Raw genomic sequence first — 15,679 nt, 5'->3', positions numbered from 1 at the left:
CACACCGGGCAGGGCGCGTGCGTGCCGTGTGCCCGACGCAGGAAGCGCAGATCACATGGGTCCAGCCCGAGACGTTCGAGCTCCTTCAGGGACGGCTCGTGGTCCGCCTCGTTCGCACCGCCCGAGTGACCGCAGATGTGGCACACGTCGGGCGCTTCGAGCATGAGCTGAGCCCTGGCCTTGCGCCAGCGGTAGCCGCTGCGGCCGTGGCTGCGTGGCATGCCGCTCCCGAATCGTTGTGGGTTGGGCCTGGTGCCGACGGTGTGGAGCGTTGCACGATGCCCACATGGTGAAGGTGGTGGCGGTGGCTGCCGGGGTGGCGCTCGCTGTCTTAGCGGCGGTGGCCGCCGTGTTCGTGGTCCTGGCGCCCGACACCGAGGCGGACCCGCCTGCACCGCTCGTCCAGGCGTCTCAGGTTGCGCCATCTGCGGCGTTGCTGGATGTGAGCGGCAGGGTCGTCTTGGGGACGTGGCCGGGCCAGGTGGAGTATGGCGATCATCCCGCCTGCTCCGGTAAGGGCGAGTACGCGGACATCCGGCAGCATGCGCAGGTGGTGGTCACGGATGCGGCGGGGAAGACGATCGGGGTGGGGAAGCTCGGTACCGGCGTGCACACGGAGGAAGGGTGTGTGTTCCGGTGGGCGTTGGCGGTTCCGGCCGGCCATGACTTCTATGGGGTCGAGGTGGCGCACCGTGGCCTGTCGAGGTACAGCACCGCGCAGATGAGTCTGCCGGTCGAGCTGGTGCTCGGTGATCAGGCGGGCTGAGGTTCGGGGCCGTCGCCGCGGCCCTCGAGCTCGGCATGAGACAACCCCTAATATGCAAAAACCCGGCATTTCGGCCGGGTTTTGGGATGCCTGTTCAGACCGAATTATGCGGCCTTAAATGCTCCAAGGTCAACACGGGTCCTCATCACCACGGCGTGCGCCTCTTGAAGCTTGGTCGGGTCGTACGTCGGGGCCGGCCGCCCGCGCCGACCGGTACGCCTCACGTCGGCGGGATCGATCCCGAACAGCTCGATCATGGCGCGCACCTCTGTGGCCGTCAGCACCGGGTAGAGCAGCGCCGCCGCGTCGTCGACCGTCCAGCTCTCCATGAATCCATCATGACGTGAAGCTCGGTCGATGGAGAACAGCCGGGGCTTTCGACCGCGGCCCTCGCCGCGATCAAGGAGGCGATCAGGGGTCGTCACTGTTGCGGCTCTGCATCTCATCGATGCGTGCCTGGATCGTGTCGTCGTTCTGGTGCCACCAGATGTTCCACTTCTCTGGGTCGTCATCGGTGGCGTCGATGCAGTCGATGCATCCTTCGCGGCATACGTCGCAGAGCAGGTCTTCCTGCGTGGCGAGGCGATCGCAGTTCGTCTTCGCGGTAGAGCATCGACACGTGGCGAGCTGCCTCACGTCGTGGGGCTCCTATCGTGCATGCGCCGTGTGGCGACGCGGGAAGTCGCCGCGGTCGGCGTACGGCTCGGCAAGGAGGTTGAGCACGGTTCTGGCCAGGCCAGCGTCTTCGCTGTCTCGCTGGATCGCGCTTTGGCATTCGATGAGTATTTTCCGCTTCGCGGTCAGCTCGGCGCGCATGCGTTCGCCGTTGACGCGTATGTAGCCCTGTACGTATTTCATGCTCATAATGCGGTCGAGGGTGTCGTCCTCTTCGTCCCAGCGGTCGGAGAGGTAGTCGACGATGGCGGTCAGCCTCACGTCTGTCTCCACAAGTTGTGCTCAGGGCCGAGCAGTCGTTCCTTTTTGGCCCTGCGGTGCGCAGTTGTACCTTTGGTTCCTAAAGAACGCTCCAGCACGCTCCGCCGCTTTGTCAAGGTTTCGCCATAACACCGTGCTATCGGTCATGTGCGTAGTGCGGGCACTCCGCCCACTCTGCACTGTTCGTGGCCGCCACTCCTTCCGGTAGTCGCGGTGGCTGGCGTACGGCAGGGCGAGCAGGCGCATCGTGCCACACGGAGCAAGGTCGGGGCGGGCAAGCTCCCCGCGTTCGGCGTAGTCGCTGCAGCGGGTACACACCTGGCGTGCCAGACCCCCGTGGACTCCCTGCGTGGCGTAATGCTCGGTGATGAGCTGCCGCTTCGCCGCGATATCGGCCAGCACACGCGCGGAGGTGAAGGTGCCGATGAAGATGCCGAACACCGCGCGGGCATCGTCGAGCGGCCGGGACCTGACGAGGTCCTCGTACAACGTCAGCCACTCGTCTCGCGAGATGTCGTCGGCGTCCCGGGCGATCCGCTCGTCCTCGTCGAGGCGCGCCTGGAGGAAGGCGACGAGGTCGCTCACGGCCGCACCTCCGGGTCATCCATCGGCGACCTCCTGCCAGACCGTACCTCCGTGCTTCCGATCTTCTGCCAGCGCCTCCCCCCACGTCATGGCGAACTGGTGGTACGCCGCGCGCGGATTCCCGGCGGCGACGTGGACGATCAGCCGGCGGGCGTCTTCGCGGGCGCGCTCGGCGGCCCTCTCTGCGAACCACTCGACAATCTCGTCTGCGGTGGCGTCCCAGACGATGATCGTGTCGGTGACGGAGTCGAAGATGGCAAAGTGGCCGGATGGCTGCCGGATGATCTGGTTAGCCATCGCCGCGCTCCTGGAGCATCTCCGCGACTTCGCGACGCCAGGTGTCCGTCTCGGCCTCGCCGCGCTCGCGGGCGAGCTGCCGGACCAAGTGGAGGATGATCGCCGTGTTGGCGCCCTGCAGCGCGCCGTGCCCGAGGCCGTGGTCATCGGCGGTGAGCTCGGGGACGACGGCCATGGCGTCGGCGGTGGCCTCCTCATAGCTGAGTCCGTCCCCGCGGCTGAGGTGTGAGCTGACCCAGCTCGCGACGGCGAGCTGCTTGTCGCGGGTGAGCTTCGCCAACGCAGCCTCGGTGGCTGAGCACTCGAGGACGTGGCTGTTGCGGGAGGCACCGGTGTCGAATTCTGCGCCGCACCAGTGGCAGACGAGGGCGCTCTTCGGCAGAGGCGGCGGGTCCTGCCAGAACCGCCGAAGCAACGCGAGCAGCTCACGCATCGCCGCGCTCCCGCATCTCACGCTCGTAGTCTTCCTGCCGCTGCACAGCTTGCTCCAGCTCGCGCACGCGGTTGGCGAGGTCCTCGACGGTCTCGCGGTTGACCGGGTCCCGCTCCCCGTCGGGCAGGTCGTCGGCATCGACGACGCCGGACAACATGCGGCCGGCTCGCTCCGCGCGGCCCGCCTTGCGCTCCAGCTCTTCCACCCTCGCGCGGAGCTGGTTGTTCTCCTCACGCAGCCCGGCCACCGCGCGTTCGGCGTCGATGGCGGCGTCGGCCAGGGCCACGAGGTCCATGGTGACGGTGGTGCCGTTCGGCCGGAGGACCTCGACGGCGTCGGCGAGCAGCCGGACGGGTTCTCCGGGGTTGGGCTTGCCGTAGATGGGGTTGGGCTGGCCGGGCATGATGGCCTCTCTTGCGGTCTGGGCAGCGTCGAGGTCGGTCAGCAGGCGGCGTAGGTCGGCGGCGGCGTGCTGGAGGAAAGTGGCGACCACGCGTACCTCCATCGCTTCAGCTTCGTCGTCAGGGTCGCCAACGGGCACGAGGACCGGTCCGAACCGTAGCCAGTCGCCGAAGTACTCTCGTTCGTGCTCGCGCTCGGCCGTGCTCCAGTCGATGTGGTCGACGGCGGCCAGGCGATGCCGGATGTCGTCGTCGCTCATGGGGTTCCTCCGCTCGAAGGTGACGTGGCCCGCAGTGAGGTTCGGGCGGGCGACGTAGCCCGCGTCGAGCCAGATGGCCTGCGTGTGCTTGGGGTCGCTCCCCCACCATGCGGTGTGCCGGCTCGCGCTCGCCGGGAGTTCCTCACCGATCACGCGGGCGACTTCGGTGAAGGTCAGCTCGATGTGGTCGCGGCCATCGTCCTGGAGATGTCGGGCGAGGCATTCGTACTGCTCTCGGCTGATCATGTGCGGCTTGCCAGCTCTACGTCGGCGAGGCTGGCCAGAGCGGCGGCCGCGGTGGACAGCTCGCGCAGTTGCTCGGGCTTCATGCTGGCGAGGCCTGCGCGCAGCTGGTCGAGGTCGCCGCTGTAGGCCCAGCCCACGGCGCCCTGGGCGGCCAGGGTGCGGGGCACCTGGTTGAGCGCTTCGCCGAGCTGGCGCGAGGCGCGCTCTATGCCCTCCTGGAACTGCTGCTGCCACTCCGGGCTGCCGAACTGTGGCGCGCTCATCGGCCGCACCTCGGGCAGTTCCCGCAGGTGGCGCAACGCTCCGGCTTGGGCTCGACGATCTGGGAGCCCGACGGCTTGGCAGGCGCGGGCGCTGGCCACCGTACGTTTGGGATCTCTCCTGGTCGGGTCTTCCGCTTCACGATGCCTCCTGGGGTGCGGCGAGCACCCTGAGCGCGGCGGCGATCAGTTCGTCGCCCTTCTCAGTGTCGGCCTCGTCCAGACCGCCGTACTCGTCGAAGGTTCCCGCGATGAAATTCGCCTTGACCAGAGCCCTGTACATGTCCCACTGCCAGCCGGAGTTGCCGAAGGGCCGCTTGCCGCTGAACCCCTCCCCTTCGTCCCAGACCGCGCGAGCGAGCGCGCACAGGTAGCCCCTGATCGTGGTCGCACCGGAGTCGTCGTCCTCCACGGCGACGTCGAGGACCTGACGGCCGATGTCCTGATCGTTCACGATGCCTCCTGGCCGTAGTAGTAGGTGGTGCGCCCGTCGGCCCATACCAGCATGGCGGACCCGTCGAGCCGGTTCTTGTCGATTCGGCCGCGAGGCCGGTCGCCGCGTTCGTCCTCGCACCTCGGGTTGACGCACGCGACTCGGCCGGATTCCTGGGCCAGCCGAATGCTGTACGTCTTGCAGTAGGGGCAGGTGGGTGGGAGCTGGCCCTGGGGCACATGGATCGGGATCCACCGCTCAGCTGCGCCGATGTCGCGGACCTGCCGGGCCCGCTCGATCCAGCGCCCCAGGCGGTAGCTGGCGTCGCGGGCCAGGTCCTCGGGCGCGCCGAACGCCAGCCGCACGATGCTGTCGAGGGCCGCCAGGGTATTGCGGTCGGAGCCACCGCGGGCTTCTCCGGTGTGACCGGATGTGGCGTAGTGGAGATCCTGTTCCAGCTCGCGCACGCCAGCATGGATGGTCATGAGCAGCGGGCCGGCCTCGGCGTGCCAGGGCGCTGGCGACCCGGACACCTTGTGGTGGCTCATGGTGCCGGTGGTGGGGTCGGCGATGGGTTCGGGGAGCAGCTGCTGCAGTTGGGCGATGAGCGGCTTGAACTCGGCGACAAGCCCGGGGATCTCCTCGGCTGGTGTCATTCGCCACTCCTTTGTCGGATCAGCCGGGTACGTTCTGATGCTGATGCGGTTAGACCGCTCCAATTCGTACGAAAGGGGTCGGCGATGGCTGAGGAAATCAGCGTGCCGCCAGAGGTCCTTGAGACCTTCCTGAAGATCAAGCGGCTGGTAGACGCGACGGTCGACCAGCTCCAGACTCTGCCACCGCTGCAGTTGAGCGCGAGCGGCACCATCACCTCGACCGGCACCGCGTCCCTCACCGTTGTCGGGGCGCCGGCCGTGCACGCCAAGGCACACATCCCCAGCCCTTCCGTCTCGGCAACCGCGCGCCCAGACGTTGTGCAGGGCAAGGCGTCCATCCCTGCTGCGGTCGCGGGAAGCTTCTCGGGAGCCCTGCCTTCTCTTGGGGCAGCGTTAGCCGGGCAAGCCACTGAGGCCGGCGAGGTCGAGCTACTGACCGTTGAAGAGGTGAATGCGGCCCAGGTGTGGATTGAGGCCATGAAGGTCGCCAAGGTCACCATCGAGATTGCCGGTATCCCATTCGCCGTCTGGCAGATCGGAGAATGGATTCTCAGCATCGCGAAGTAGTCGCCCCGCGTCACGTCCCCTCCTCTCCAGTGCAGGGCTGCCCGGGGATCCAGAGCTTCCCGGGCGGTACAAGCCTGTGGGCGGCCACCCGGACGGACGGCAGCAGCGCGAACGCAGCAGTGGCACGCTCCAGGTCGCCCGGGTAGCAGAACACGGTCACCTGGTCCGGGTAGACGCGCTGAATCGCGGCCAGGATGCGGGAGATGGTGGTCAGAACGGCCGCTCCGCACTGAACGGATTCGGCTCCCAGGGCTGGACCACGACGGGGCCGTGTGTGACGACCCGCCGCCACGCCTGCTTGCCGTACCGGTCGGCGGCCTTCATGGCGGCGTCGGCGGTGTACCGGGCGTCGTACGCTCCCGGCGGCATGGCGGCGTCGGCGGTGACCGTCCACTCCTCCTGGGTCGGCACCTGCTCGTACCGGGCCAGCCGCTCACGGACGGCCCGCAACTCGGCGAGCATCTGCGGCACGGCTTCCCTGATCAGGAGATCGGCGGCCTCCTCGCCTTCGGCGCTGGCTCCGCCCGCGTAGCAGGCGTCGAGCGCGGCCTCGATCTCCTCCAGGCTCAGCGGCTCCTGCTCGAGCGGTTCGGGCTCCCGCTCCTGGTCGCGGAGGTCGGCCAGGTCCCACTGGTTGCCGTTCTCGTCTTCAACGATCATCGTCAGCTCCTTCGAGGGCGCGGATTGTCGGGCAGGGCCAAAAGATCGCGTAGTTCGGGTAGTCGTTCTCAGAGCAGTGCATGCACGTGCCGGACGGCCCCTCGCGGTGCACCTCTCGGACGCGGACGATGGCGGCCTGGCCCTCCTCGGCACGCTCTCGCCAGCCAGGCGGCGGGTCGCCCGTGAGCAGCTCGTTCAGCACCCGGAACGCCTCGCCTCGCTTGAGCGGGCGCTGTGTGCCGACGATGGCCTCGGCTATGCGGTCGGCGCAGTCGGTGACGATGCCGTGCGGCGAGCACCATTCGCGCATCGCCTTGGCCACAGTGATGACGCGCTCGACGGTTTCCCGCCAGCCGTTCCGCTCGCGCTCGGCCTGCTCGGCTCGGGCTCGGTGCTTCTCCAGTGCTGCGCAGGTCTGGTCGTAAGCCCACTGCGTCGGGTACGGCTGCCGATCGTGGGCGATGGCCTGCTCCAGCTCGGCGCGGAGCTGCTCCAGCTCGTCGTCGCGCACGGCAAGCACGGCGGCCAGACGTTCGTCACACCGCTGACACATGCCCCCGAAGTGCTGGTGAACCGGGCATGTGGCGGTGAGCGCGTCGGCCACGCGCTTGTGGTACTCGCCGATCAGGTCGCTCACCTGGGCACCTCGCAGGATGGGCAGTAGTCGTAGGAGCGGCGGCCGATCTTTTGCGGGTGGGTGGTCCGGTACTTCCAGCCGACGACTCCGGCGGCGACTCGGGCGGCCATCGTGCTGTCGGCGCCGACGGCTTCGTGCTCGGCCGGGCAGGTCTCGCAGGTGACGAAGTATCGGGTGGTGGTGCGGATGCTCATGACGCGTCCGTCTTGACGAAGTCGCGGGGCTTTCTGAGGGTCATGCCCCGTTTGGCGTCGGCGGTGTCGTAGGTGATGGTGGTCTTCATCGGATCCTCCGGGCCCGGGCGCGCCGGCGCCGGGCGTACTCGGTTCGCGTCTCGCGTCGGCAGGCCCGAACTATGGCGAGCACCGGCGCCAGGGCAGGGCACGAGGCGCTGCAGCCGGGCGATGCCGACGGCGAGCGCGACCTGCTGGGTGTAGGTGAGGAGCACGGGGTAGGCGTGCTGGAGGTAGTCGTCGCGGTCAGGCATGGCTGCTCGCTTCGATGGCGGAGGGGATGGCCGTCATGTCGATGTCGCCGCGGAAGAGCAGAACGGCGGCCAGGCCGAGCTGGTCGCGCAGGGCGGTCGCGGCCTGGTGGGCCTGCTGCGGGTTGCCGAGGTCGCCCACGTTGCCGAACACGAGTACGTCACCGGGCTTGACGAGCATGACCCGTGTGAGCGATGGGTCCGGGCCTGTCGGCGGTTCGACCAGGTCGACGGTGCCGGCTTCGAGGCGGAACCCGATGCCGCGGACGGTGGTGAGGTAGCGGGGGTTGTCGGAGTCGTCGCCGAGCCTCTTGCGCAGCCAGCTGGCGTGCATGCTGAGGGTCTTGGTGTCGTCGACGTAGTCGGTCTGCCACACGTCCCGCATGATCTGCTGCCGGCTGATGACCCGGCCCTGGCGGGCGGCGAGGTAGGCGAGCATGCGGAACTGCAGGCGAGGCAGCACGATCGGCTGATCGTCGAGCCAGACCTTGTGCTGGGCCACGTCGATACGGATGCGCGGCGGCTCAGCCATGGGTCTTCTCCTTCACGAAGCGGAAGATGATCTGGTCGTCGGCGGTGACGACTTGGACGGCGTCTTCGTACTGGGAGAGTTCGGGTCCGAGCTCGCAGTGGATCGCGTTGTGGATCTTGCTGAGCTTGGCCCAGTTCGTCGGGCTGGGGAGCACGTACTCAACGTGCGTGGTGGTGCGCTCCCGGCGCGTGTAGTCAGCCACGGCCGTTCCTCCTGTCGTTGATGAGCTGGGCGATGGCGACCGCCCAGGTGATCGGCCAGAGCACGGTGTAGGCGACCGCGATGAGCACGGTGAACGCCCGCCGCGACATGCCAGCGTCGCGGGCGAGCATGTCGAGCACCCACGGACGCTGAACGAGCGGGACGGCGATCACGACGAGCGAGGCGTACGCGCCCAGTACGTAGGCAATGGCCAGCGGGTGCTCAGGCATCGTCGTCCCCCTGGTGGTCGACGCAGGCGGGCCACCAGGCGCGGCAGTCGGTCGCGGCTCCGCGGCTGGCGCGGATCCCGTCGCCGAACATGCATTTCGGGAAGCCCCACCCGCTGGTTTGCCGGAACCGGCAGCCGCCGCAGCGGCGGCCGGGCGCCTGGCGATCGTCGGCCGGGGCCGCCTCGGCGTGCAGCCGGAGCGGCCGGGTCAGCACGGCGGTAAGCGGATGCCGGCCGGCGGCAAGCAGTTCGCGCTGGCGCCGCGTGCGGGCGCGATCGGCCGACTCAGGCGACGCCGTCGGGGCGGGTGCGGAGGCGGGGCCCTCGAGCAGAGGGAGCTCAGACATGGCCGCTCCCGTTCTCAACGTGCTCCCGGATCAGGTCCTCGCGGGAGTCGATCGCGGCCATCCACGACGCGGTGCAGCCGGCCACCGCGGCGAGCGCCTGGCGCAGCTCGGCCGGGTCGTCGGTGGCCAGGGCAGCGTGGACGGCCTCGAGGAAGGTGTGGGCCCAGGTGATGTTGCCGGTGAGTGCGGCGCCGGTGGCGTCCTCACGGCTTTCGGTGGCGAGCGGCTGCCAGCCTTCGGGATCGGTGCCGTCCTCGTGGCTGGCGTCGAGGTCCCAGCGGCGGGCGTGCTCGTCCATAGCGGCGGCGATGTCGGTAAGGACCGCGGGCCGCTCTGGCGCGGCGGGCTCGGGCTCCGGTTCGGCGTCCTCCGGCTGGGGCGCGCCGAGGTGGCGGGCGAGCGCTTCGTGGGCGGCCTGCCAGATCAGCCACGGCGTCTGCACTACGACCGGCCGACCGTCGACCAGCGCGCCGAGCCGGACGAACTCCCGGATCCCGCGGTTGCGCGGAGTGAGCACGCCGATGCGCTTGAGGTCGGCGGTGGGCGCCTGGCTGTAGTCGGCCCAATCGCCGGGGCTCAGGTCGAGTTCGAGCTTCATGGTGTCTCCCTGTTGGCCAGCCACGCGGCGGCCATCTCCAGGTGTCGTTCAGTGAGGCCCTTGCGCGGGCCGATGTGCACGATGAGGAAGTCGCCGACTCCGTCGTGTGCCTTGAGGTACTGGCTGTCCGCGCGGGTCAGGTCGTCGTCGAACCACACGAAGGACCGGCCCTTCACGTAATCGGCGACTGGTGGCGTCTTCGGGTGCACGCGGGGCGCGCTGGGGCCGGAGTTGACCTGGATGACCGGCAGTTCGGGCAGGCCGATGCGGGAGCCGATCTCGCGGTTGGTGTGCTCCTCCCAGGTGGTGGCCCAGACGAGTTCGGCACCGGTCTCCTTGGCGAGTTCGAGGAGCATGGGGCCGTGGTCGGGGTTGAGCACGACGCGGTAAGACATGTCGTGTGCGACGGCCTTGTGGATCTCCCACTCAGGGCCTGGTCGGTGCCAGGGGTTGAGGACGCCGTCGACGTCGAGCAGGAGAAGCGCGTCCGACGTGGTCATCACGCCTCCTTCGGGGTCAGGGTGAGCTTGTAGCCGTGGAAGGCGGCGAGTTCGGTGACGCGGGTGAGGGTGGGGGTGCGGCCGCCGTTCTCCCAGAAGCAGAGGGCGCTCTGGGCGACGCCGATCTCGGAGGCGACTTCCAGCTGTGTCAGGCCGCGGTCGAGTCGGAGGTCGCGGAGCTGGGTCATGAGGGGGTGGGGCGGCCGCCGGGTCATGGGTGCTCCCGGGAGGTGATGACCAGGCCTGGGAGTGAGGCGACGCGGTCGGTGAGCTGGTCGCCTGCTTCTGCGGTGGCGAGCACCTCGCGGTCCGGCGGGCCGAGCTCGTCGGCCAGGGTCTGGGCGCGCGCGGGTGTGACGTACCAGCGGCGGATGTGGGCACTGCCGTCGGGCCGCAGGGTGGTGATCGAGATGCCGACCTGGTCTTCGTGCCCGTGGGTCACGGGGCCTGCTCCGCCCACTCGCGCAGCCCAAGGAGTTCGAGCGCGCAGGCGCGGCCGCATGGGGTGAGCCGGTAGAAGCGGCGGCGCGGCCGGGCGCCCGGGTCCGGGGTCTCCCACTCACCGCGGACCCACCCGGCCGTCTCCAGCCGGTCGAGGCACAGGTATGCCCCGCTCACGCTGACGCCGGACAGGTGGCAGATCGGGCGTCCGGACAGGCCGGCCGCGTCGGTCAGGAGGACGGTGAGCACCCGTTCCATGTCGCGGGTGGCGAAGATGCCGTCGATCCTGCGTGACTGCCGGACGGGCCAGCCGATCTTCTCTGTAGCCCAGGCCAGGAAGACGAGCCCCGTGATGACAGCGAACAGAGCAGCGGGCGGATTCTCCTGGACGTTCCAGAGGGCGGCGACCACGAAGGCGACGCCGACGAAGGCGCGCGTCATGACACCGTCTCCTCGGTTCCGTCCGGCCAGACGATGCGGGGGCGCTCCTCGACAGCGCAGCCGTCCTGCACGCTCACGCGCCAGATGTCGGGCGACTCCTCGCCACGCACGAGCATGAGCCCCTCGAACGTGTGGCCCAGGTGCGCGTCAATAATGGCCTGCACGTCGCGGTCCAGGCCGTGCACGCGCAGCTCGTCGGCCTCTGACGGCCGGATCGCGATGGCCTGCTTGCGGATCAGCGTTCCGTCGTCGGTCTCCACGGTGTCCTCGACCAGCCGCAGCCACGTGAGCCGATCCCACTCGTCGTTGTCCGGGGTGCGGACGAACGGGCTGCCCTGGAGCTCGCCCCACGGGATCGGCGGGTTGATGGTGATCTCGCCGGACAGGCGGCTGGTGTAGCCCATCAGCGGCCGCCCTTGCTCACCGCGACCGCGCTGCCGTCGGAGATGACGAACTGCACCCGACCGTCCTTGATCGCCTGCCACATCACGGTGCCCTCGGGCCCGAGCACGTCGACCAGCGCCTTGATGGCCTCCATCTCGGTGCGGGCCTTCTCGTTCTTCGCCTTCTGGGCGGTGTTCTCCTCGACGGCCTGCTGAGCGGAGGCGAGCGCGTCCCGCACGCCCTGCGGCGGCTGCGGCTGCTGAAGGGTGACCGAGAAGCCGCCGAAGAACCCGGCGCCGCCCTGCTCCTTGATGAACTGGGCCGCGTACGTGGCGACCGACTTCTCCCACTCCTGCTTGATGGCAGGGTTGGAGAACAGGTCCTTCCAGCCGTACGCCTTCGCGGCGGCGTCCATCGCCCGGTCCAGCGGCTGGCCGATGTAAACGCCGAGCAGCCGGTTCCAGCCCTCGTCGGTGTACGCCTTGAACTTCAGCCCGATCTGCTCATGGAACCTGCGCAGCGTGGCGCAGTCGGTGGTGAGGGAGAACGTGGCCACGCCGGCGACGGTCATCTCCAGGTTGTCCTTCGTGACCACGCTGAGGGGCTTCGACTCGGCTCCCTGCTTGTCGGCGAACTCGAACGTCCGCTGCCCGTTCGGGTAGACGAACCCCTGGTCGCCCCACCCGGACACGTCGCGGGCGCCGGGCTCGATGCAGTTCTGGAACGTCGTGTCGGAGAACATGCCCGCGTCGTAGACGATGCCCTTCTGGTCGGGCTCCGGTGTTGTGATGGAACAGCCGGTCACGAGGGCGGCGGCGAGCATGCACAGGGGGATGGTGCGCTTCATCTGGTGATCTCTTTCTCGGGCATGGAGAGGTGGGTGCGGATCTCGTCCGCGAAGTAGTCAGCGAGCACGTTGGCGCCGCTGTGTGCGATGGCCTGCTTGTGCAGGTCCGACAGGAACGCTTCGTGGCGGAGCCGGGCGCGCCGGTCATCCCGGGCACGCTGGGCGCGCGCGAGGATCCACGCCACGGCGACGACGGCCACCGCGAGCGCGACGGGCGCGGCCAGGATGGTGAGCGCCCTCACGTCTCCTCCGCGACGCTGGCTGGCGCGGGCAGCTCACGGCGCCACGGGTTGTCGTCCAGGAGATCGCCGCCCGCGTCCAGATGGCCGGCGGTCGCCCAGACGCCGATGAAGTGCTGCTCGACGGTGACGAGGATCGAGTCGGACGGGTCCGGCCCGCAGAACACCGCAAGGCGCTCGCCCTTTCCGGCCGCCTTCGACCAGCGCGGCAGGAACGCCGGGCCCAGCAGCAACGCCGGAGCACCGACGGACCGCGGCCGGTGCAGGACGCTGCCGAGGACTTTTCGCCAGCCGTCCAGCGCGCTCGGCTGTCCGGGAACGCGCCGGTCGTGCAGCACCAGCCGTGTGCCGTCCTCGGAGTCGATGCGCAGCGCGAGAGCCGACAGGCTGGTGTTGCCGACCGGGACCGTGACCTGGTCGAGGATCAGCGTCAGGTCGGGGTCTTCCTCTTTGGTGAAGGTGAACAGCTTCAGCAGCGCGGCGCAGTCGGCTCTATCGACGTGGATCACGACGTCCTCGGTGAACCCGACCGGGTGGCGGGTGGCCGCCATGGTGACGCGGTCGGTCGCGACGGCGTGCATGGTGGTGCCGCTGGTCTCCAGGCGGACCGCGTTCAGCTCGGGCAGGTCCGCGCTCGTGGATGCGTGCGGGAGCACGGGCGCGATCAGCTGGTGCAGGTCGCGGGTGGTCATGTCGATGCGGGTCACTGGTCTCCGTTCATGGGCCAGATGCGGATGAGCGCGCCTGGCTTGTCGAGGGCGTCGGGGTGGATGCGAGGGAATGTGGTGATGGCGCGGCCGTCGCACACCTGGGAGTCGTCGACGTAGGCCACGCCGGTCAGCGCGTCGCCGATCGCCCGGGCGTAGTGGTCCCAGTCGCTGGCGCTGCGGGTGACCGGCCAGGTGGCCCGTACCGTCTTCGGCCGTGCCACCGTGACGACCGCCTCCAGGCGGACCGGGCCGAGCAGCGCGGCGTGCGTCTTGGCCGGCTGGTCGCACAGCACGCACTCCTGGCTGCCGAACGGCTGCCGCTCGTGCACGCCGGTGGCGAGGACGGCCGCCTGGCGGACCTTGCCGCGCCACTCGCGCAGCTGGGCGTCGTTGGCGTGGTAGCTCTTCCCGTGGCGACCGGTCTTCAGGTTGCCCTGGCCGGCCGGGGTGCCGTACACGGCGAAGCGGAAGCACGGGGCCGTCATACGGTCATCTCCGGCAGCTCGGGCCGGAGGGGTGCGACATTCGCGTGGACCGGCCCCAGCCCAGCCACGCCAGGCTCCGTCTCCGAGCTGGCCCACACGAGCCACCCGTGACGGCCGCCGACCTGCCAGATCGTGCCGTCCATGGCTGCCGTCCAGTGCCGCCAGAGGTCGGCGTCCACCACTGTGCACAGGCCGTCCGAGCGCTCCAGCAGGCGGCGGACGTGCGTGCCGTCCTCGTGCATCCACCGGAGCGGCACGACGCTCACGCGGCTGGGCGCGGCCAGGAGCGGCAGCATCTCGCGGCGCACGAGGCAGGGGTTGAACGCCGGCTCGCACTCGACCAGCGCCAGGCCGTCGGCACGCCACCGATAGCAGCCGTCAGCCGGGGACTCCAGCCAGGCGTGACGCTGGTCGTCGAGCTCGATGCATCCGTACGGCCACGCCGCCCAGCGTCGCCCGTCCTCGCCGGTCACGATTGCCAGGCGCCGCTCTCGGCCGCTGGCGGCGCTGGCGATCCGGCGCAGTCGGGCCAGGGTGAGCCCGCTCATGCCGGGCCTTCGTCCACCGTCGGCACGGCCTGCTGGTGGCGGTGCCACTGCCGGTGCGCGCGGGCGTCGTCCTCGGCGGTCACCTTGACGACGTGCACGGTGCTCCGCCATGGCCCGCGCTCCGGGCCCTGGCTGCAGTCGCGGGTCTGGCAGATCGCCTGGTGTCCGCCCTCGACAGGCTTGACCAGGACGGCGACGCGGGGGGCCATCAGGAACTCCTTGCTGGATCTGACTCGGTGGTGCGGAAGCGTTCGCTGGCGGCGGCGCAGCGGGCGAGAGCCTCTGCCACCTCGGGCCGCGCGGTCGGCCGGCTGCGGCGGCCGGTCGGCGCCGGCGGCGGCCGCAGGGCTTCGACGGGGCGCCAGCCGTGGCCGCGAGCCATGAGCACGAGCTCGGCCGCGCCCTCGGCGGGGTCGGCCACGCCGCGGTCGGTGAGCCAGCGAGCGATCGCGGCCTCCAGGCGGCCGGCGTCGCTGCCGTACGGATCACTCATCACGCCTCCTGGGCGAGTTCGTCGGGGGTGGCGCCGAGTTGATCGAGGGTCCGCTCGAGCGCGGCCTGGTCCTCCTCAGTCCAGGCGCGGTCCTCGGTGACGCAGCACCAGGTGCCGTCGGGGTCGCGGGCGCACACGGCGCAGGCGTGACCGGTGCGGACGTCGAGGGCCAGGCGTCTCAGCGCGTCGCGGAGCTCGGGGATGTGCTGGTGGTCGGCGAAGCGGCCGGAGTCGATGACGAGGCCGGCGTAGCGGACGATGGCGTCGCGGCCGAACCCGGCGGCCAGCGCGGTGGCCGCCATGGGTGCCAGGTGCTTGGACTTCACCCAGCCGGGCGCCGCGCGGTAGCGAGGAATGCTCGCGACGATGGACCGGGCGATGAAGATTTCTGGTTGCGCCGCAGGCGCCTCACGCGTGCGCGCGTAAGGGTTGCTCTCCTGGCCTACGGCAACCGGAGATTCCTGCTCCCTGCTCCCTGCTACCTGCCCCCTGCTACCTGCCACATAAGAAAGCGACGACCTCTCTGCGTCGCGCGCAGGCTGGTCTGCGCGGCGCGCAGACTCGTTTGCGTCGTGCTCGGACACGTCTGCGCGGGGCTCCGGCGGAGTGTCCTCAGGACCGACAATCTCGGCCGGCGGCGGGGGAAGGCGGCTCGGGACCTTGGCCGCTTCGAGGCGCTGGTGCTTAGCCAGCTTGGGCAGGAACAGGTAGGGGTCGTCGTCGACGACGTACCGCTGCACCCGGCCGGAGGCAATGAGCTCGCCCAGCAGCCGCTCGATGCCGTCCGGGTCGATGTCGTCCTCGTACGGCATGCAGTTGCCCTTGATCCACCGAGCGTCGCCGAGGACGCGGCCGTGCTCGTCGGCCTGGTTCCACAGCGCCATGTAGAGCATGCGCGCATCACGCGAGTGCTGCCGGGCGAGCTTCCGATCGGACCAGAATTCAGGCTTGACACTGCGGATCCGCGCCAACGGGCTCCTCCTTGCTTCGTCGGTTAGTTCTGTCGGGTCGAGCACGTCAGCGCGCATGTCGCGGCTCCTCGAGGGAGCGGCAGGCGAAGCAT

General features: G+C 69.7%; 34 protein-coding genes. 2 read left to right on the top strand and 32 right to left on the bottom strand.

The window, feature by feature from the left end:
* Nucleotides 1-286: 286 nt before the first annotated feature.
* Nucleotides 287-766, top strand: coding sequence for a hypothetical protein (locus tag ACGF0J_RS21950; protein WP_393148550.1), 480 nt, complete (start codon nt 287-289; stop codon nt 764-766).
* Between the two features lie 104 nt (nt 767-870).
* Here the strand turns inward: ACGF0J_RS21950 and ACGF0J_RS21945 are convergent, their stop codons facing one another.
* From ACGF0J_RS21945 to ACGF0J_RS21900, 10 genes are all read right to left on the bottom strand, one after another.
* Nucleotides 871-1,095 (bottom strand): hypothetical protein, encoded by a 225-nt coding sequence (locus tag ACGF0J_RS21945; protein ID WP_393148548.1) that lies wholly within the window; start codon nt 1,093-1,095, stop codon nt 871-873.
* Nucleotides 1,096-1,177: 82 nt separating this feature from the next.
* Nucleotides 1,178-1,402, bottom strand: a complete 225-nt coding sequence (locus ACGF0J_RS21940; RefSeq protein ID WP_393148546.1) for a hypothetical protein — start codon at nt 1,400-1,402, stop codon at nt 1,178-1,180.
* A 12-nt stretch (nt 1,403-1,414) separates the two neighbouring features.
* The gene (locus tag ACGF0J_RS21935) at nt 1,415-1,702 is read right to left on the bottom strand and encodes a DUF6221 family protein (protein WP_393148544.1); all 288 of its coding nucleotides are present in this window, start codon (nt 1,700-1,702) and stop codon (nt 1,415-1,417) included.
* 21 nt (nt 1,703-1,723) lie between these two features.
* Nucleotides 1,724-2,287: a DUF6221 family protein gene (locus ACGF0J_RS21930; protein WP_393148542.1), complete on the bottom strand. Its 564-nt coding sequence runs from the start codon at nt 2,285-2,287 to the stop codon at nt 1,724-1,726.
* Nucleotides 2,288-2,302: 15 nt separating this feature from the next.
* Entirely contained in the window at nt 2,303-2,584 is a 282-nt protein-coding gene (locus ACGF0J_RS21925) for a hypothetical protein (RefSeq protein WP_393148539.1), read from the bottom strand.
* Entirely contained in the window at nt 2,577-3,017 is a 441-nt protein-coding gene (locus ACGF0J_RS21920; protein WP_393148537.1) for a hypothetical protein, read from the bottom strand. Before ACGF0J_RS21920 ends, ACGF0J_RS21925 begins: the two co-directional genes overlap by 8 nt.
* Nucleotides 3,010-3,924 carry a hypothetical protein gene (locus ACGF0J_RS21915; protein WP_393148535.1) on the bottom strand — a complete coding sequence of 305 codons (915 nt, stop codon included), beginning with the start codon at nt 3,922-3,924 and terminating at the stop codon, nt 3,010-3,012. The genes ACGF0J_RS21920 and ACGF0J_RS21915 overlap by 8 nt, the downstream gene beginning before the upstream one ends.
* Entirely contained in the window at nt 3,921-4,187 is a 267-nt protein-coding gene (locus tag ACGF0J_RS21910) for a hypothetical protein (RefSeq protein WP_393148532.1), read from the bottom strand. Before ACGF0J_RS21910 ends, ACGF0J_RS21915 begins: the two co-directional genes overlap by 4 nt.
* A gap of 136 nt (nt 4,188-4,323) precedes the next feature.
* A complete protein-coding gene (locus ACGF0J_RS21905; RefSeq protein WP_393148530.1) occupies nt 4,324-4,638 on the bottom strand; it encodes a hypothetical protein in 315 nt (104 codons plus the stop codon).
* Complete coding sequence (locus tag ACGF0J_RS21900) at nt 4,635-5,273, bottom strand: hypothetical protein (RefSeq protein WP_393148528.1); 639 nt, start codon at nt 5,271-5,273, stop codon at nt 4,635-4,637. The genes ACGF0J_RS21905 and ACGF0J_RS21900 overlap by 4 nt, the downstream gene beginning before the upstream one ends.
* An 84-nt stretch (nt 5,274-5,357) precedes the next feature.
* On the opposite strand from ACGF0J_RS21900, the gene ACGF0J_RS21895 reads away from it, so the two are divergent.
* Entirely contained in the window at nt 5,358-5,840 is a 483-nt protein-coding gene (locus ACGF0J_RS21895; protein WP_393148526.1) for a hypothetical protein, read from the top strand.
* Nucleotides 5,841-6,050: 210 nt separating this feature from the next.
* Here the strand turns inward: ACGF0J_RS21895 and ACGF0J_RS21890 are convergent, their stop codons facing one another.
* Genes ACGF0J_RS21890 through ACGF0J_RS21785 form a run of 22 tightly spaced genes read right to left on the bottom strand, consistent with a single transcriptional unit; the run spans nt 6,051 to nt 15,644 of the window.
* A complete protein-coding gene (locus ACGF0J_RS21890) occupies nt 6,051-6,500 on the bottom strand; it encodes a hypothetical protein (protein WP_393148523.1) in 450 nt (149 codons plus the stop codon).
* Entirely contained in the window at nt 6,490-7,137 is a 648-nt protein-coding gene (locus ACGF0J_RS21885; protein ID WP_393148521.1) for a hypothetical protein, read from the bottom strand. The genes ACGF0J_RS21890 and ACGF0J_RS21885 overlap by 11 nt, the downstream gene beginning before the upstream one ends.
* Nucleotides 7,134-7,331, bottom strand: a complete 198-nt coding sequence (locus ACGF0J_RS21880) for a hypothetical protein (protein WP_393148519.1) — start codon at nt 7,329-7,331, stop codon at nt 7,134-7,136. Before ACGF0J_RS21880 ends, ACGF0J_RS21885 begins: the two co-directional genes overlap by 4 nt.
* Nucleotides 7,328-7,624 (bottom strand): hypothetical protein, encoded by a 297-nt coding sequence (locus tag ACGF0J_RS21875; protein ID WP_393148517.1) that lies wholly within the window; start codon nt 7,622-7,624, stop codon nt 7,328-7,330. Before ACGF0J_RS21875 ends, ACGF0J_RS21880 begins: the two co-directional genes overlap by 4 nt.
* A complete protein-coding gene (locus ACGF0J_RS21870; protein WP_393148515.1) occupies nt 7,617-8,153 on the bottom strand; it encodes a winged helix-turn-helix domain-containing protein in 537 nt (178 codons plus the stop codon). Before ACGF0J_RS21870 ends, ACGF0J_RS21875 begins: the two co-directional genes overlap by 8 nt.
* Nucleotides 8,146-8,355: a hypothetical protein gene (locus tag ACGF0J_RS21865; RefSeq protein WP_393148513.1), complete on the bottom strand. Its 210-nt coding sequence runs from the start codon at nt 8,353-8,355 to the stop codon at nt 8,146-8,148. The genes ACGF0J_RS21870 and ACGF0J_RS21865 overlap by 8 nt, the downstream gene beginning before the upstream one ends.
* Entirely contained in the window at nt 8,348-8,584 is a 237-nt protein-coding gene (locus tag ACGF0J_RS21860; protein ID WP_393148511.1) for a hypothetical protein, read from the bottom strand. The genes ACGF0J_RS21865 and ACGF0J_RS21860 overlap by 8 nt, the downstream gene beginning before the upstream one ends.
* Nucleotides 8,577-8,930 (bottom strand): hypothetical protein, encoded by a 354-nt coding sequence (locus ACGF0J_RS21855; protein ID WP_393148509.1) that lies wholly within the window; start codon nt 8,928-8,930, stop codon nt 8,577-8,579. Before ACGF0J_RS21855 ends, ACGF0J_RS21860 begins: the two co-directional genes overlap by 8 nt.
* Nucleotides 8,923-9,528 (bottom strand): hypothetical protein, encoded by a 606-nt coding sequence (locus tag ACGF0J_RS21850; protein ID WP_393148507.1) that lies wholly within the window; start codon nt 9,526-9,528, stop codon nt 8,923-8,925. Before ACGF0J_RS21850 ends, ACGF0J_RS21855 begins: the two co-directional genes overlap by 8 nt.
* Nucleotides 9,525-10,028 (bottom strand): HAD domain-containing protein, encoded by a 504-nt coding sequence (locus ACGF0J_RS21845; RefSeq protein ID WP_393148505.1) that lies wholly within the window; start codon nt 10,026-10,028, stop codon nt 9,525-9,527. Before ACGF0J_RS21845 ends, ACGF0J_RS21850 begins: the two co-directional genes overlap by 4 nt.
* Complete coding sequence (locus tag ACGF0J_RS21840; protein ID WP_393148503.1) at nt 10,028-10,243, bottom strand: helix-turn-helix transcriptional regulator; 216 nt, start codon at nt 10,241-10,243, stop codon at nt 10,028-10,030. Before ACGF0J_RS21840 ends, ACGF0J_RS21845 begins: the two co-directional genes overlap by 1 nt.
* Nucleotides 10,240-10,470 carry a hypothetical protein gene (locus ACGF0J_RS21835; protein WP_393148501.1) on the bottom strand — a complete coding sequence of 77 codons (231 nt, stop codon included), beginning with the start codon at nt 10,468-10,470 and terminating at the stop codon, nt 10,240-10,242. Before ACGF0J_RS21835 ends, ACGF0J_RS21840 begins: the two co-directional genes overlap by 4 nt.
* The gene (locus tag ACGF0J_RS21830) at nt 10,467-10,910 is read right to left on the bottom strand and encodes a PadR family transcriptional regulator (protein WP_393148499.1); all 444 of its coding nucleotides are present in this window, start codon (nt 10,908-10,910) and stop codon (nt 10,467-10,469) included. Before ACGF0J_RS21830 ends, ACGF0J_RS21835 begins: the two co-directional genes overlap by 4 nt.
* On the bottom strand, nt 10,907-11,314 hold the full coding sequence (locus ACGF0J_RS21825; protein WP_393148498.1) for a DUF6205 family protein: 408 nt from the start codon (nt 11,312-11,314) through the stop codon (nt 10,907-10,909). Before ACGF0J_RS21825 ends, ACGF0J_RS21830 begins: the two co-directional genes overlap by 4 nt.
* Complete coding sequence (locus ACGF0J_RS21820) at nt 11,314-12,141, bottom strand: SPFH domain-containing protein (protein WP_393148496.1); 828 nt, start codon at nt 12,139-12,141, stop codon at nt 11,314-11,316. Before ACGF0J_RS21820 ends, ACGF0J_RS21825 begins: the two co-directional genes overlap by 1 nt.
* Nucleotides 12,138-12,383: a hypothetical protein gene (locus tag ACGF0J_RS21815; protein WP_393148494.1), complete on the bottom strand. Its 246-nt coding sequence runs from the start codon at nt 12,381-12,383 to the stop codon at nt 12,138-12,140. Before ACGF0J_RS21815 ends, ACGF0J_RS21820 begins: the two co-directional genes overlap by 4 nt.
* Complete coding sequence (locus ACGF0J_RS21810) at nt 12,380-13,087, bottom strand: hypothetical protein (protein WP_393148492.1); 708 nt, start codon at nt 13,085-13,087, stop codon at nt 12,380-12,382. Before ACGF0J_RS21810 ends, ACGF0J_RS21815 begins: the two co-directional genes overlap by 4 nt.
* Nucleotides 13,084-13,575 (bottom strand): RusA family crossover junction endodeoxyribonuclease, encoded by a 492-nt coding sequence (locus tag ACGF0J_RS21805; RefSeq protein ID WP_393148490.1) that lies wholly within the window; start codon nt 13,573-13,575, stop codon nt 13,084-13,086. The genes ACGF0J_RS21810 and ACGF0J_RS21805 overlap by 4 nt, the downstream gene beginning before the upstream one ends.
* Nucleotides 13,572-14,123 (bottom strand): hypothetical protein, encoded by a 552-nt coding sequence (locus ACGF0J_RS21800; protein WP_393148488.1) that lies wholly within the window; start codon nt 14,121-14,123, stop codon nt 13,572-13,574. Before ACGF0J_RS21800 ends, ACGF0J_RS21805 begins: the two co-directional genes overlap by 4 nt.
* Nucleotides 14,120-14,332 carry a hypothetical protein gene (locus tag ACGF0J_RS21795; RefSeq protein ID WP_393148486.1) on the bottom strand — a complete coding sequence of 71 codons (213 nt, stop codon included), beginning with the start codon at nt 14,330-14,332 and terminating at the stop codon, nt 14,120-14,122. Before ACGF0J_RS21795 ends, ACGF0J_RS21800 begins: the two co-directional genes overlap by 4 nt.
* Nucleotides 14,332-14,616 carry a hypothetical protein gene (locus tag ACGF0J_RS21790; RefSeq protein WP_393148485.1) on the bottom strand — a complete coding sequence of 95 codons (285 nt, stop codon included), beginning with the start codon at nt 14,614-14,616 and terminating at the stop codon, nt 14,332-14,334. The genes ACGF0J_RS21795 and ACGF0J_RS21790 overlap by 1 nt, the downstream gene beginning before the upstream one ends.
* Nucleotides 14,616-15,644 (bottom strand): hypothetical protein, encoded by a 1,029-nt coding sequence (locus tag ACGF0J_RS21785; protein WP_393148483.1) that lies wholly within the window; start codon nt 15,642-15,644, stop codon nt 14,616-14,618. The genes ACGF0J_RS21790 and ACGF0J_RS21785 overlap by 1 nt, the downstream gene beginning before the upstream one ends.
* Nucleotides 15,645-15,679 lie beyond the last annotated feature (35 nt).

Source organism: Nonomuraea sp. NPDC047897, assembly GCF_043204415.1.
Classification (GTDB): domain Bacteria; phylum Actinomycetota; class Actinomycetes; order Streptosporangiales; family Streptosporangiaceae; genus Nonomuraea.
Note: the sequence above shows the minus strand (reverse complement) of the source record. Positions and strands in the feature narration are given on the sequence as shown.

Coding starts and splice junctions, on each gene's coding strand:
- ACGF0J_RS21950 (WP_393148550.1), top strand. CDS start 287: ATGGTGAAGGTGGTGGCGGTGGCTGCCGGGGTGGCGCTCGCTGTCTTA.
- ACGF0J_RS21945 (WP_393148548.1), bottom strand. CDS start 1,095: ATGGAGAGCTGGACGGTCGACGACGCGGCGGCGCTGCTCTACCCGGTG.
- ACGF0J_RS21925 (WP_393148539.1), bottom strand. CDS start 2,584: ATGGCTAACCAGATCATCCGGCAGCCATCCGGCCACTTTGCCATCTTC.
- ACGF0J_RS21920 (WP_393148537.1), bottom strand. CDS start 3,017: ATGCGTGAGCTGCTCGCGTTGCTTCGGCGGTTCTGGCAGGACCCGCCG.
- ACGF0J_RS21915 (WP_393148535.1), bottom strand. CDS start 3,924: ATGATCAGCCGAGAGCAGTACGAATGCCTCGCCCGACATCTCCAGGAC.
- ACGF0J_RS21910 (WP_393148532.1), bottom strand. CDS start 4,187: ATGAGCGCGCCACAGTTCGGCAGCCCGGAGTGGCAGCAGCAGTTCCAG.
- ACGF0J_RS21900 (WP_393148528.1), bottom strand. CDS start 5,273: ATGACACCAGCCGAGGAGATCCCCGGGCTTGTCGCCGAGTTCAAGCCG.
- ACGF0J_RS21895 (WP_393148526.1), top strand. CDS start 5,358: ATGGCTGAGGAAATCAGCGTGCCGCCAGAGGTCCTTGAGACCTTCCTG.
- ACGF0J_RS21890 (WP_393148523.1), bottom strand. CDS start 6,500: ATGATCGTTGAAGACGAGAACGGCAACCAGTGGGACCTGGCCGACCTC.
- ACGF0J_RS21880 (WP_393148519.1), bottom strand. CDS start 7,331: ATGAGCATCCGCACCACCACCCGATACTTCGTCACCTGCGAGACCTGC.
- ACGF0J_RS21875 (WP_393148517.1), bottom strand. CDS start 7,624: ATGCCTGACCGCGACGACTACCTCCAGCACGCCTACCCCGTGCTCCTC.
- ACGF0J_RS21870 (WP_393148515.1), bottom strand. CDS start 8,153: ATGGCTGAGCCGCCGCGCATCCGTATCGACGTGGCCCAGCACAAGGTC.
- ACGF0J_RS21860 (WP_393148511.1), bottom strand. CDS start 8,584: ATGCCTGAGCACCCGCTGGCCATTGCCTACGTACTGGGCGCGTACGCC.
- ACGF0J_RS21855 (WP_393148509.1), bottom strand. CDS start 8,930: ATGTCTGAGCTCCCTCTGCTCGAGGGCCCCGCCTCCGCACCCGCCCCG.
- ACGF0J_RS21850 (WP_393148507.1), bottom strand. CDS start 9,528: ATGAAGCTCGAACTCGACCTGAGCCCCGGCGATTGGGCCGACTACAGC.
- ACGF0J_RS21845 (WP_393148505.1), bottom strand. CDS start 10,028: ATGACCACGTCGGACGCGCTTCTCCTGCTCGACGTCGACGGCGTCCTC.
- ACGF0J_RS21840 (WP_393148503.1), bottom strand. CDS start 10,243: ATGACCCGGCGGCCGCCCCACCCCCTCATGACCCAGCTCCGCGACCTC.
- ACGF0J_RS21830 (WP_393148499.1), bottom strand. CDS start 10,910: ATGACGCGCGCCTTCGTCGGCGTCGCCTTCGTGGTCGCCGCCCTCTGG.
- ACGF0J_RS21825 (WP_393148498.1), bottom strand. CDS start 11,314: ATGGGCTACACCAGCCGCCTGTCCGGCGAGATCACCATCAACCCGCCG.
- ACGF0J_RS21820 (WP_393148496.1), bottom strand. CDS start 12,141: ATGAAGCGCACCATCCCCCTGTGCATGCTCGCCGCCGCCCTCGTGACC.
- ACGF0J_RS21805 (WP_393148490.1), bottom strand. CDS start 13,575: ATGACGGCCCCGTGCTTCCGCTTCGCCGTGTACGGCACCCCGGCCGGC.
- ACGF0J_RS21800 (WP_393148488.1), bottom strand. CDS start 14,123: ATGAGCGGGCTCACCCTGGCCCGACTGCGCCGGATCGCCAGCGCCGCC.
- ACGF0J_RS21795 (WP_393148486.1), bottom strand. CDS start 14,332: ATGGCCCCCCGCGTCGCCGTCCTGGTCAAGCCTGTCGAGGGCGGACAC.
- ACGF0J_RS21790 (WP_393148485.1), bottom strand. CDS start 14,616: ATGAGTGATCCGTACGGCAGCGACGCCGGCCGCCTGGAGGCCGCGATC.
- ACGF0J_RS21785 (WP_393148483.1), bottom strand. CDS start 15,644: ATGCGCGCTGACGTGCTCGACCCGACAGAACTAACCGACGAAGCAAGG.